This is a genomic window from Nitrospira sp. (genome assembly GCA_016788885.1).
In the GTDB taxonomy this organism is placed as follows: Bacteria; Nitrospirota; Nitrospiria; order Nitrospirales; family Nitrospiraceae; genus Nitrospira_A.
Genome location: JAEURX010000075.1, coordinates 21,208 through 34,173 on the forward strand (window position 1 = coordinate 21,208; position 12,966 = coordinate 34,173).

Genomic DNA, 12,966 nt, shown 5'->3' on the forward strand with positions numbered 1-12,966 from the left:
TCATGGCCGCACCCCGGTCGCGGCCTGAACGATGGGGAATTGTGCACGGCGAGAATGGGCCATCGCCTTCGAACGGCGTTTTTTGGCCCAAAGGTATACACCCGTCACGGAAAGCATCACCACCACCCACCCCAAAAAACAGACGAACATGCGATAGGGCAGACCGAAGACATTGGCCATGTGCAAGGCATAGAGCCAGTTGCTGATGGTGTTGCCCGCATATTGGCCGCGCGGCAGCAGCGCGAGTCGTAGCGCGCCAGTGTCGGCATCGAACCACACTTGCGTGGTGTATCGACGCGGACGGTCGTCGATTTCTCGATCACTCTCCACTTGATACTGATAGACCCCGAATTCCCGATACAACCGCAACCCCACCGGCCGGCGCACCGTCAATCCCGCCTGCGCAACGTGCGCCGCCATCAACCGCTCTCCGACTGCTTGCGCATCCAGCCAATTCAATCTCGGCTGCTCCATCGGAATGGGACGTGGTCGAAATTCCGTCCAGTAAGGGCGATACTCGCAAAGCGCACGGGTGGTCCAGGTGTACACCGTGTCCCACAAGTTCATGTAAACACTCGACCAGGCGAAGATCAGCAGCGCCGCCCACAGCCACAAACCGCCGGCCCGGTGGAGGTCAAAGTTGACGCGATGGGCATTGCCGGGCTTGATGATCCAGGCTCGCTTCCAGCGCGCCCACCAGTTCGCGTCGCCGGACGCCGGCTGCCTATGCGCCTGTGTTTTACGAGGCCGCCGGGCCGGGAAGGTCAGATACAACCCGACAAAACAATCCAGCGTCCACACCAAGGCACAGATTCCCAGAATCCAGACACCCGGCATGTCCAGTGCTAACGCATAGTGCAACGCGTAGACGAAAGACATGAGGCCGGTCCATCCGTTCAGCAGCGAGCCCCACCGAATCCGGTCGAGCACGGCGCCCGTCGCCGGGTCGAGCAGGACATAATCGTAGCCCAGCTCGAACAACTTGCCGGTAGCCGGATCAAGCCGAGGCTCCACCCAGGCGGAGCTCGCGCCGTCGAAGCCCTGCAACGACAACTGCTGGACGCGCAATCGTGGCTCGGCCCTCTCCAGTTTCTCGGCCAGCGCGCCGGCGCCCATCCACACGGCCGGATCGCGCTCCGAATACCAGTGTGGATGGACGAGTCGCTCAAGCTCCGGATAAAACGCCAGCAGACTTCCCGTTAGGCCGACCACAATCAAAAAGCCCGCCATGGCCAATCCGGCCCAACGATGGAGTCGTACCCAGAACGGTCTGGTGAACATACCGGCTCCTTTCTGCAGCGGCCTGCATTTAGAACTCCATTCGAATTGTGCCGAACGCCATGAGGGGCTGTGCGGCAAACAGGCCAAACCGCGGCAACCGCTGGTTGTAGAAGATATCGGTCCCGTCGAAGTACTTCGTATTCGTCAGATTGCGCAGGTTGAGTTGAGCCGTCAGGCGCCGGCCACCAACCATGGCGGTGTAACTCGTCATGGCATCCAGCCTGTAATACGCGGGCAGATTGAACGTGTTTTCCCGATCTCCAGACACCGCGCTGGCCGCCGAGACGCCTCCACCGACCCGCCAGCCCAATCCGCCCTCGCCACCGAAGTGATACACAAGAAAGACTCGCCCACTATGCGACGGCACATTGTCCAGCCGATTACCCTGCAGGCCGCTGTCGTCCCGCGTGACCTTGGTATCGAGATACGCGTACGTCACGATTAGATCCAGTTGCGTGGTCACCGCACCAAGAAGGTCAACTTCGACACCCTGACTGCGCGCTTGGCCGACCGCCCTAGCGTCGGTGGGATCCGGAGTGGTCAGATCCGGTGTCAGGATGTTCTTCTTGATCAAATGAAACAGGGCCACGGTGGCCGAGAATCCCTGGAACAGCTCGGTCTTGGTGCCCACTTCGAACTGCTCACCACTCTCGGGAGGCAGCGCCTCCCCAGTCGCCGAGCGACCGTTGTTGGCACCGAAGGATTTTGAATAGCTCGCGTATGTACTCAACTGCGCGGTCCATTGATACAGGATCCCGGCGCGCGGACTGAACTGCTCGTCCGTTCTCACGAATCGTCCGTGGCGATCGGTGATGGCCTCCTCGCGAGAGACGTCACTGTTGCCCTGCCCGACTTCGGCATGGTCGTATCGTCCTCCGAGCAAGACATGCAACTTGCCAAAGAGGGTGATCTGATCCTGAACATAGACGCCAGCCTGTTTCACGAGAGACGAGGCAAAACTTCGAAACCCAGCCCCGTTTAAGGCCTCGTCATAGGCCGAGGTCGGAACGCTGCCATACACAGGGTTGAAAATATTGATGGGGAAATTCGAAAGGCCCTCCGCATAGCTATAGTCGTAGGCATCATGCAGGTAGTCCACGCCGACCAGGACCTGATGCTTCGCGCCCAGCGCATCAAACTTCCCCTTGAGATCCAGGTTGGTCGCGTAGGTGGTGCTCATGAGCTTCTGGAACTGCGTGGTGCGGTCCAGCACCCCGGTCGCGTCGTCCAGCGCCGTGGCGAAGACGTTCAGCTTTTTCATGCTGCCTTTACTGAACAGAAAGCGGCTGGTGAGCGACCAATTTTGGTTGAACCGGTGGGTCAGGTCGTAACCGAGGTTGAAATTGCCGGTCCAGTCGCGGGGATCGTTGGCTTCCTGGAACGACCGGTGAAGCGCGAGCGGCGCCGGGCGATTGCCGAGAGCCGGAAAGATCGTATCGCTCTGCGCATCGTTCCTCAAATACTGCAGGTCGATGACCAGATCGGTCCGATCGGTCGGCTTGAAGGCTAGGACCGGCGCGAGAAACACCCGCCGCCCGCCCTGAAAATCTCGAAACGAGCCATAGTCCTGATAGGCGCCCGACAATCGGTAGCCGATCGTGCCGGACTGATTCAACGGTCCGGTCGCATCCCAGACCGTTCGATAGTGATCATAGGAGCCGAATTCCTGCTCCAGCTTGTAATATGGTGTCGCGAGGGGACGTTTGGTGACGAGGTTGATCAACCCGCCCGGCTCCGCTCGCCCGAACAGCACGGAGGCCGGCCCTTTCAGCACCTCCACCCGTTCGAGGTTCGCGGTCTCATGAATCCCTGGGTTGGAGCCAAGGCCGCCCGCCAAGGTCAGACCGTTGCGGAAGACATGGAGACTGTTAACCCCCCGCAACTTGTAGACATACCCTTCGACGTCATTGTTGTTGGAGCGCACTCCGCTCACGTTCTGCAAGGCATCCTGCAGTCGATTCACCCGCTGATCCTGCAGGACCTGCTTCGGAACCACCTGCACGGCCATCGGCGTTTCCATCAGCGGAGTATCAGTCTTCGTCGCCGTAAAGGCTGAATCCACGGCATACGACTCGCGCTGTGCGGTCACGATCACAGGCTTGGCTTCGATCACCGGGATGTCTCCCGCCTCCTGAAGCCCCTCGGATCGAGCGACCTCCACCGGCAAAACCGGCAAGGGCAGAGGCGCCGAGGGAGCGGTTGTCTGCGATGGAATCTGTTCGGCTTGCGGAGCAGGATCAACGCGATCTGCCGGCTCGACGATGCCTGCCTGACTTTGCGGCGCTGGCGCCGGTTGGACATGGGGTCCGATGCAGGCAGAGAGCATGGGAAGAAGGACAATGACGGCAGCCGTCACCGAACGGCCTCGACTGATACCGGTGAACTCACGGGGCAGAGACATGACTGAACACAACATCGTGATGCTCCTCGTTGATGCGAATGGGTCTGCGGCCAGAGCGAAGCCAGACTTCGCCCGAACAGCTGTCGGCCTCATATGGGCGAACCGGGGTGTTACGCGAGCATCAGCGCGGGAGGAGCACGGAGACTGTGCAGTGTGGCGGTGATCAGCTTCGGCGGTGGAGGTCGAAGCTTGCGGAGGTGGGGCAAGCGCGTGACGAGACACGCCGGCGGATGGGAACAATCAGAGGCAACGGCTTGAAGCGACGAGGCTTGCGGCGGATCTACCAAAGAGGTCGGATGAGGGCAGACCTCATTGCAATGCTCTTCTTCTGGCGTCGTGACATAGTGTTCGGCGAGATCGACCGGGCTCCAGAGCGGCGGCAGGCCGACCCACCACCAGACCGGTAGGAGCAGGAGAAGCGCGACATACAATGTCCAGGATCGACGGAGGCGAGACATGAGACAGACTCCTGCGCGAGCTTATAACAGAGGCTCGCCAGCCTGCCTACGGACGGGTACTCACGGCTGCTACAGATTGTACAGTATGGGGCCCGAGCAGAACTTAGACCGTCCGTTGTCCGAGTGCGTGGACGATCTCGATGCGGGCCGCCCGTGCGGCGGGCACGAGGCCCCCGATGACTCCCATGCCGGCGGCAAACAATAGTCCTTCGCCAACCATCGCGGGGGTGAGATGAAAGGCAAAGGCCAACTCGGCGCCGGTATCCCAGTTCACGGTCGAAATCGTCACGGAATTGAGCAGGGCCGCACCGGCCACACCCAGCAGTCCCCCGGCCAGGCCCAGTAGAATCGATTCGAGCAGAAAGGCCTGCAAGATGTGGCTGCGCGTAAATCCCAAGGTGCGAAGTGTGCCGATCTCCGTCGTGCGATGCGCGACGGAAGCGGACATGGTCATCGTGGCCCCGAGCATGGCCCCGACGCTGAACACCACGGTCAGGAATAAGCCGGTTACGCGAATCAGTCTCGCCAGCCCCTCGGCCTTGCCTTCGTAATATTCCGGCTCGCGCTTCACGGACACTTTGAACCGGGGATCACGCTCCAGTCGCGCCTTGAATGCGGGCAACACGGTCGGATCGGCCAGCCGCACGGTCATCGACGAGAAGACCGTCCGATGGAAGGTGGCCATCATCTGCTCCGCATCGCCCCAGACCTCGGAATCGAACCCGCTGCCCTCCGACTCGAAGATCCCGACTACCGTCCACTCCCGCCGCCCGAACCGCAGCGTTTCAGAGAGCCGGGCTTCAGGAAACTGCTTGGCCGCCTGGGTGCCTACAATGACCTCCGTCGTGCCCGGCTGCCATAGGCGTCCTTGAACGATATGCACCAGGGGACGCACCGCAACGGCATCGGGCGACGAGCCACGCAATGAGAGGCTGGCCAGGCTTCCGCCTTCCTGTTTGCGCAAAGTGAGTTGCAACGCGATCTCGCGCACCGCCGCGGCCTGATGGTTTGCCAGGGTGACGACCTCCGGCTGCGCCGCCAGCACCCCGGTCTGATCGCGCGACAGGCTGCTTTCGATTTCGGAGAGCGCCCCCTTACTCATCACAATCGCGTTGGCAGGGTCCCCGGTTCTGCCCATCGTCCGCTCCAGGCCGTGCGCCAGCATCAGAATGGCCACGAACACGAACACGACAAGCCCAAGGCCCAGCAGCGTGAGCAGCGTCGTGACGCGGCGCGCCCAGAGATTCCGCAGACTGTACACGCTCCACAACACCGGCCGACCTCGCGACGTTATCCTCTGTGACGCAACCCTTCCAACGTCGTCATACGGCTGAGACGCACGGCGGGCCAGAGGGCGGCCAGCAGGCCGACCAGGACCATTACGCCCAGACACAGCCAGATCGTCTCGGCGGTGATCTCATAGGCGCCTACCGTTTTTCCACCGGCGACCATGACCGCATAGAGCCGCGCCGCCGGGTACAACAATCCCAAACCCGCCAGGGCGCCGCCCAGCGCCACCAGCAGCGACTCCCCCAGGACCAACGCCACCAGGTGGCGCGGCTGGAAGCCCAGGGTCTTCATCACCCCGTATTCCCTCGTTCGCTCGCGCACCGCCATCGCCAGCGCATTGACCAGAACCAGGGCCGCGATGCCATTCATCACGCCGGACAACCAATCCAACGTATCGAGCAACGCGCCCGAGCGCGCGACCCAACCGGCAATATAGGCCTGTTCGCGCTCCGTCCTAGTTTCCGCGAAGGAGTTGGCAAAGGTGGCATCGATGGCGGCGACCACGCTGCGGGGATTCACGCCCGGCGCCGTCGTAGCGACGTACCAGCCCACTTGGTCGGCTCGATCCGGCGCCGCCGTCCTCAGACGCTCGTTGGCAAACTGCCAATGCACATACAGTTCGCCTTCACCCATGATGCCAGGGCTGCTGCTGCGGAAAATGCCGCGCACCGTCAACTCCCAGTTGCCGGGGTGAGACGTACCCTTGAGCGGAATCACGTCACCGACCTTCCAGCCGAATCGGGCGGCAAGTTTCTGTCCGATGAGGCATCCGCCTCGATCCTTGAGAAACGCCAGACGATCCGCTTCATTCAGGATGACTTCCGGGTACGTCTCGAAGAACGTGCTCATCTGCTCCGCAAACGCCCCGAACGATTCCTTCGCATCCCGGTACTCCACGCCAAACACGTTGCCGTAATGCACCACCTGCACGCCAGGGACCACCGCTATGCGCTCTCGATACGACAAGGGCAGTAGCAGTGAATCGGACATGGCATGAACGGTGATCAAGCGATTGTTGGCCGCCGCCCTCACGCCGCTGTGCCATTCATCCAGCGTGAGCCGCAACAACCCGAAGGCCAACACGACCATCGCCAGGCCGCCGACCGTCAGCGCCAAACGCACCGGCCGCCGGACCGTGTTCCGAAGCATCAAGCGGATCAGTGTCATGGCGGCAACTCCAACAGCCCCTTTTCGAGATGCCGGATCATCTGCGCCCGCTCGGCCGCGCGGGGATCGTGCGTGACCATCACGATGGTCTTGCCCAATTCACGGTTCAACCTGGCCAGGAGAGTGAGGATGTCGTCGGCAGATTCGCGATCGAGGTTGCCGGTCGGCTCGTCCGCGAGAATCATGGTCGGATCGCTGACGATGGCGCGCGCCACGCCGACCCGCTGCTCCTGGCCACCGGATAACTGCCGGGGATAGTGATCCATGCGATCACCCAGCCCGACCAGCCGTAGCGCGGTCTTTACATGGTCGGCGCGCTCTCGCCGCGTCAGATGCGTCAGGGCCAGCGGCAATTCCACATTCTCCGCCGCCGTCAGCACCGGAATGAGATTGTAGGTCTGAAACACATACCCGATGTGGCGCGCGCGCCAGCGCGCCATCTCGCCTTCCGACAAGCCGTCCAGCCTAGTTCCGGCCACCACCACCGATCCGCTCGTCGGCCGATCGATCCCGGCCATCACGTTCAGCAACGTACTCTTGCCGGACCCGGACGGTCCCATGATCGCGAGAAAGGTGCCGGCCGGAATGTCGAACGACAAATCCTGCAGGACCGACACCTCGGTGCCGGCACGGCTGTAGCTCTTGGTGACTTTCTGGAGACTGACGACCGGATCAACCATGGGCGAACTCGTTACGAAGCTCGACGGATGACCGACACCGTGCTGCCGGAACGCATGGTTTCGGTCGGCGCGACAATCACTTCATCGGTCTGCGACAAGGGTCCATGCACGGGGACCATCCCAGCCGCGGGGGTCCCGACCTGCACCACCGCTTCCGCCACGATACCCGCACGCACAACGAGCACCACCGACCGCCCCTCGCGCGTCACCACGGCGGTGGACGGCACACCCCAGTCTTCCCCCGGCTCTGTCGGCGTCCCGGGAACAGGACCAAACGTGACCTTGGCGCTCAGTTCAGGCCGCACCCGATCATCCAGGTCACGAAATCGGATGCGCGTGAGCACCGTCCCCTTGGCGCGATCGGCGATCGGCATCACCTGCTGCACTTCGCCCTGATATCGGTACCCCGGCACCGAATCGAGTTGAATCTCCGCCGGCTGGCCGGCCCGCACGCGGTGAATCATTGATTCCGACACCTCCGCATCGACCGTCACGGACAAGGGGTCGACCATGTTCACCACGGACCCTCCGGAACGGACGGTGGCGGTGAACGGCGATACGACCTCGCCGATCTCCGCCAGTTTCTTCACGATGACTCCGTCGAAGGGCGCGTGGATGCTGGTATTGTCAAGTTGAACCGTGGCGTTTTGGCGTTCCGCCTCGGCCGCGGTCACTGCCGCTTCAGCCGATTTCACGGCAGCCGCGGCACGACGCAGGCGGGCCGAGGCCATGTCATACTCCGATTTGGTGACAAACGACTGCTCCAGGAGCGTCCTCACCCGCTCGAAACTCAGCGTCGCCTCTTCGAGTTCCGGTTTGGCGGCACCCAGTTGCGCCCGCGCCACACCCAACCGTGCCAAGGCCTGCCGATAGAGCGCATCCATGTCGTCATGCTCGATACGTGCGATCAGTTGGCCCTCCTTCACGCGATCACCGACGTTGACGCCGAAATAGATCAATCGTCCGGTGCCCTTGGACGCAATCGAGGCCTGCCGCTGCGCGACCACATACCCGGTCGCCGCCAATCCGGCCCCGCTCCCTGACGGCATGCGAATCACCGGAACCACCTCGACCCGTTGATCCGGCTGCAGCCAGGCGCCGCTCCAGGCCAATCCGGCCGCAACCAACAGGACGGCCAGCGTCAGCCAGATCCACCGGCGCCGACCGGCAGGCGAGGGCTCACCGGGAGCGGGACGACGAATCGCCAACCCGTCCAAATCGGCGTCGTGAATGCCGGACTTGCGAGGCTCAGGACGATCGGGTGATTGATGACTAGACACGATACCTCCTCCATGGAACGGCCGCGAGTCGCGCCGCTCCCTGCTAGTGCCATTCGAACTGCCGGAGCGCGAGTTACGACGCCGCCGCCGCGGGCCGCCGCTCTCGCCCACGCCGCCTACGCCACCACATGAGGAACCCGGTGGCATAGATCACCGGACAGGCCAGGCCGCTTGCACACACGAGCAGACGGCCGGGCATCCCGAACGCCTGCCCCGAATGCAGGGGCCATTGCCAATCGAGAAACGTTTCGCCGGCGCTCCGCCTTGTATCGGGGGCCCGCACGTCGAGAATCGCACCACTGTATTGATCCACGCTCACGATCCGTTCCGACCAAAACGTGCTCAATCCCGGCACGCTTTCCCGTCCGACCTGATAGACGCCTGTTGCATCTTCCGGCATGGAGATCGACCTCAGTCGGCCCTCCGGATAGCGAGCCGCCGCCAACGCCACCGCCTGCTCCGGGCTGATCGGATGCCCACCGGCAAGCGGGGTGGAATGAGGGGCCTCCACAGGCCCGCGTGTTGCCGGAGACATAAGCTGTGTCACCCAGACGATGGGATCTGCCCAGTTCATATAGGCACCCGAGAGCAAGATCGCCCCGATCGCAAGACAGAGATAGAGCGCGACCGTCTTATGGAGATCAAACAGGAGACGGAACGGTGTGACCGGTCTCCTGATGACCAACGCCTGCCGCCACTGGCCATTCACAGGCCACCAGACGATCACGCCCGTGATCAACGCGAGAATCAGGAGCCACGCCACAATCGCCGCAAGAGTCACGCCGTTCACACCGGCCAAGAGTTGAAAATGCAGCGAAAAGACGGCATCCATGAAATAGCGGGGGACCCACTCGCCAGCTGCGTAGCTGCGCACCCCTGTCACGCGGGCCTGATAGGGATCGACAAAGATTCGCTGCCAGGCTGTCGAGGGCTGCTCAACATACACGGCCACGACACGTTCACGAGTCGGCGCGCCATACACCTGGGTGATGCGGCTTCCCGGCGCCGCCGCCCGCTCCGCCGCCGCTAAGATCTCACCCACCGGCCGATACTCATCCGGCCCTGGCGCCGGAACCTCTACCGTCAGGAGTGTTGGATTCAGCCACTCGTCGATCTCCTGAAAGAAGACGAGCACGCTACCCGTCACCCCGAAGACCACCAGCAGCGCTCCGACGAATAGCCCCAAATACAAATGCACCTGCACCCACAGAGCGCGCCACGCGCGTCGGCGAGTGCGCCGGGAGGCGTCTGGCATCAACACCGATGCGGATGTGACGGTCTCATGTCCCATGTGACTCATGATCCTGCGCACCACACCTCTGGAAAACGCGCCGCAACCGGTATCATCACCACGGTCTCATCCACGTCGTTCGACCGAACGACGATGCTGAGGACGGGCCATGACCCAATCCATGACACGAGCTCCGATTGAATCGGACCCACATGCGAATGAAGCCCACTGCGTACGGATGAATCGTGTGATCAGGAGAGAGGAACGGGGGGACCGCGGCCGTGGGCCACAATCTCAAACAAGGTACGATAGGACAGTAGCAGCACCACCAGCGGGACAAATTCAGAGACCACGATAGGGAGACGTGGAATTTCTGGAAGAATGAACGCCGTTTCGTCTTGGGTCACGGCGCAGGCCCAGTTCGTGAGCGGACTACCTTCAACCCTGCCATGATGGCAGGGATCCTGGTCTCCCCCGGCATGGAGATGAAAACTCCGGGAAGCCGGCTTTTCAAAATCAACGAAACAAGTGTGGCAGAGAAACCCGGCGACCAGCCGGATGACGATCAGCAGACAGGCGACCGCCAACGCCGCGTGAGGCGCCAGGCTGAATCGATGATGCTGTGAGGCAGAAACCAGCATTGTGGTCACCGGGAACGAGAAACGATCAAAAGACGCTTTACCATACGAAACCATTCCCTATCTTGTCCAGCAACGGTTGCTCACGGATGCTACAGGCGAGCGCACGCTCGGGTACCGGCCCGGCATGGAATCATGCCGGGCCGGTGTGCACTCCAACTTGGTGGGATCAGTAATAGATCGAATAGCCGATCGAGGCCGTGGTCCCACGCCCGGCGAAGTAGAAACTGTTGGTGAAGGAAATCTGGTTAAACGGCGTCGCATATTGTTTGTTCAGCAGATTCTCCACCCCGAACCGGAGCGTGCCCGGTCCTGCTTTGACGGTGCTGATCAGATCGACCAGGAAGTATTCCGTCTGACCGAAGGGATCGGCCGTAGGATCGATCCCGGAGTTGAACGCCGTCAGCGATCGCGAGCGGCTGCCGGAATAGAGCACTTGAACTCGGTTGCGCCATTCCCACTCCGGCACCGTCAGGTGTTCGAGGTAGGCGGTGATCTTCTGCGGCGCAATGGAGAAGCCGTTCAACGGCACCCGGACATCCGGGTTGAAGGCAATGGTCTGATCGCCTTCCACGAAGGTGTAGGTGCCGCCCAGGCGCACCCGTTCGATCGGCTGCACATCAAGTGTGGCTTCCACACCGTAGATGGTTTGCGGCGCACGCCGGAGAGAATTCGTGAACTGGTCAAAGTTCAGACCCAAGGACGACTTCGAAATGTACCCGGACACCGAGGCCTGGACCTTGCTCCATTTTCCCCGCAACCCGAGTTCATAGTTATTCACCCGCTGTGGCTGCAACCGCTGGAGCGAAATGGCGGTACCAGGCGGCACGTTGCCCAACGCGTTGTCGATCGACCCCACCGGCACGCTGAAGCCTTGGCTGAAGTTGAAAAATACATCCAGCGGGTCCAGCAGATGGTACACGAATCCCGCATTGAACACGGTCGTGTCGAAGTCGATCGAACTGGCCGGCAAGAACGTGGTGCTGTCGGTGAAATCGCTGCTGGACACCTTCACACGCTCATGCCGCACGCCGCCGCGCAGGACCAGCGCGGCGAGCGGAGTCCACTCCCCCTGCGCGAACACCGCGGTGCTGTTGAAGACACGCGAGGGAGACGAGGCCACATCGCCGTTCTTGCTGAATACCCGTCCACCGGACCCGTCGAAGACGGACTGATCGTAGAGCGTTGAAGACTGGGCGCCATGTTGGCTGGAGAAGTCCATGCCCCACACGATTTCCGGCTTCCCGTAGAGCGGAATGGGCGTGGTGATGTCGAGCCTGGTTCCCAACACATCGCTTTGGTTATAGCCTTGCAGCACGTCCGTGCCGCCGAACAGACGGCTGTCCAAAGTTGGAAACCGCGTCTGCTGCGTGCGGTAGTACCCTTGCAAGTGCACGCGGCTGTCGAGAAACAGGTGGGGGTGGGTGTAGTCGGCGCTGATTTGCGTGTTCGTCAGCTTGGGTTGGTCGGCCAACGACAAGCCGGGTACGTAGCGCGCAAACGTCCGTGGCAACGCGTCCACATTGGGATCCACCAGATAGTTCGTATCCTGCCAGGACTGCTTGCGGTTGAAGGTCAGTTGAAACCGGTGGTCGCCGAAGGTCGCCCCGAACTTGCTCATGATGTTGTAGTTCTTGGTGTCGGCAAATCCGCCGACCGTATTGGTGCCGGGCATGGTGCGCGAGCCGTTCGCGTCGAACATCCCTCCCTGGTGGTTGAAGCTGCCGACAATGTTGTAGTCGAACCAGTCTTTCTTGCCTTGAAAGCCCTGCACCACGGTCCCGCTGAGCCCGCGCAACACTCTGGTCAACGACCCGCTCCCTTGCACCTCCGTGTAGTAGCTTGGCTTGCCCTCACCCGGCTGCTTGGTAATGATATTGATGAGACCGCCCGTGGCGCCGTTGCCGTAAATCGCAGTCGCCCCGCGGATGATTTCGATGCGTTCGATGGCGCTGGGATCGATATGGGCCAGATCGAGTTCGGTGGTTGGGCTGCTCTGTTGCGGGACGCCGTCGATCAAGATCGCAATCGACCGTCCTCTGATCTTGAGGGACGTGCCGGAGTCCATCGACTGGTCGTTCTGCGACATGCCGGGCACCAGTTTCGTCAGAATCTGCGTGATACTCCGGCTTGGCGAGGCGGCCAGTTGCTGCCGCAATTGCTCTTCCGACACAATGGTCACGGCTTGGTTCACGCTTCCCATGGAGGTGGGCGTGCGGGTGGCCGAGATCAAGACATCCGGAGCATTCACCACCGGAATCTCTTCTGCCGGTTCCCCGGACTGCGGTTCGGCCGCCCATGTCGACAGAATAGGACACAAGACAACGACCCCAAGAGCAACCGCGGTTCGAGTGCTCAGTGTAGATATGAGACGACGCATCTTCATGGCGGCACAACTTCCTTTCATTCCTGGCACAGGCCGTCTGTTCAGGCAGAGACAACGGACGCCGGGCCCGACGCGCTGCCTGCGGCAGAAGGGCGGACAAGACCCGTTCACAGTCCGATCCGGCTCGCCATCAGGCGAATCCACGCATACGGCG

Annotated in this window: 10 protein-coding genes; all 10 read right to left on the reverse strand. The window is 61.8% G+C overall.

The window, feature by feature from the left end; genetic code table 11:
- A complete protein-coding gene (locus tag JNL86_17890; GenBank protein ID MBL8044784.1) occupies nt 1-1,281 on the reverse strand; it encodes a PepSY domain-containing protein in 1,281 nt (426 codons plus the stop codon).
- A 28-nt stretch (nt 1,282-1,309) separates the two neighbouring features.
- On the reverse strand, nt 1,310-3,697 hold the full coding sequence (locus JNL86_17895; protein MBL8044785.1) for a TonB-dependent siderophore receptor: 2,388 nt from the start codon (nt 3,695-3,697) through the stop codon (nt 1,310-1,312).
- A 95-nt stretch (nt 3,698-3,792) separates the two neighbouring features.
- Entirely contained in the window at nt 3,793-4,140 is a 348-nt protein-coding gene (locus JNL86_17900) for a hypothetical protein (GenBank protein MBL8044786.1), read from the reverse strand.
- A 103-nt stretch (nt 4,141-4,243) separates the two neighbouring features.
- A complete protein-coding gene (locus JNL86_17905) occupies nt 4,244-5,413 on the reverse strand; it encodes an ABC transporter permease (GenBank protein ID MBL8044787.1) in 1,170 nt (389 codons plus the stop codon).
- A gap of 17 nt (nt 5,414-5,430) precedes the next feature.
- Complete coding sequence (locus JNL86_17910) at nt 5,431-6,597, reverse strand: ABC transporter permease (GenBank protein MBL8044788.1); 1,167 nt, start codon at nt 6,595-6,597, stop codon at nt 5,431-5,433.
- Entirely contained in the window at nt 6,594-7,277 is a 684-nt protein-coding gene (locus JNL86_17915) for an ABC transporter ATP-binding protein (protein MBL8044789.1), read from the reverse strand. The genes JNL86_17910 and JNL86_17915 overlap by 4 nt, the downstream gene beginning before the upstream one ends.
- Nucleotides 7,278-7,288: 11 nt before the next feature.
- On the reverse strand, nt 7,289-8,557 hold the full coding sequence (locus tag JNL86_17920; protein MBL8044790.1) for an efflux RND transporter periplasmic adaptor subunit: 1,269 nt from the start codon (nt 8,555-8,557) through the stop codon (nt 7,289-7,291).
- A 73-nt stretch (nt 8,558-8,630) separates the two neighbouring features.
- Nucleotides 8,631-9,848 carry a PepSY domain-containing protein gene (locus JNL86_17925; protein MBL8044791.1) on the reverse strand — a complete coding sequence of 406 codons (1,218 nt, stop codon included), beginning with the start codon at nt 9,846-9,848 and terminating at the stop codon, nt 8,631-8,633.
- A gap of 191 nt (nt 9,849-10,039) precedes the next feature.
- A complete protein-coding gene (locus JNL86_17930) occupies nt 10,040-10,429 on the reverse strand; it encodes a hypothetical protein (GenBank protein ID MBL8044792.1) in 390 nt (129 codons plus the stop codon).
- Between the two features lie 166 nt (nt 10,430-10,595).
- Entirely contained in the window at nt 10,596-12,812 is a 2,217-nt protein-coding gene (locus JNL86_17935; protein ID MBL8044793.1) for a TonB-dependent receptor, read from the reverse strand.
- Between the last annotated feature and the right edge of the window lie 154 nt (nt 12,813-12,966).

Excerpts from the sequence above, each read along its gene's own strand:
- JNL86_17890 (MBL8044784.1), bottom strand. The coding sequence starts at position 1,281 with ATGTTCACCAGACCGTTCTGGGTACGACTCCATCGTTGGGCCGGATTG.
- JNL86_17895 (MBL8044785.1), bottom strand. The coding sequence starts at position 3,697 with ATGTTGTGTTCAGTCATGTCTCTGCCCCGTGAGTTCACCGGTATCAGT.
- JNL86_17900 (MBL8044786.1), bottom strand. The coding sequence starts at position 4,140 with ATGTCTCGCCTCCGTCGATCCTGGACATTGTATGTCGCGCTTCTCCTG.
- JNL86_17910 (MBL8044788.1), bottom strand. The coding sequence starts at position 6,597 with ATGACACTGATCCGCTTGATGCTTCGGAACACGGTCCGGCGGCCGGTG.
- JNL86_17915 (MBL8044789.1), bottom strand. The coding sequence starts at position 7,277 with ATGGTTGATCCGGTCGTCAGTCTCCAGAAAGTCACCAAGAGCTACAGC.
- JNL86_17925 (MBL8044791.1), bottom strand. The coding sequence starts at position 9,848 with ATGGGACATGAGACCGTCACATCCGCATCGGTGTTGATGCCAGACGCC.
- JNL86_17930 (MBL8044792.1), bottom strand. The coding sequence starts at position 10,429 with ATGCTGGTTTCTGCCTCACAGCATCATCGATTCAGCCTGGCGCCTCAC.
- JNL86_17935 (MBL8044793.1), bottom strand. The coding sequence starts at position 12,812 with ATGAAGATGCGTCGTCTCATATCTACACTGAGCACTCGAACCGCGGTT.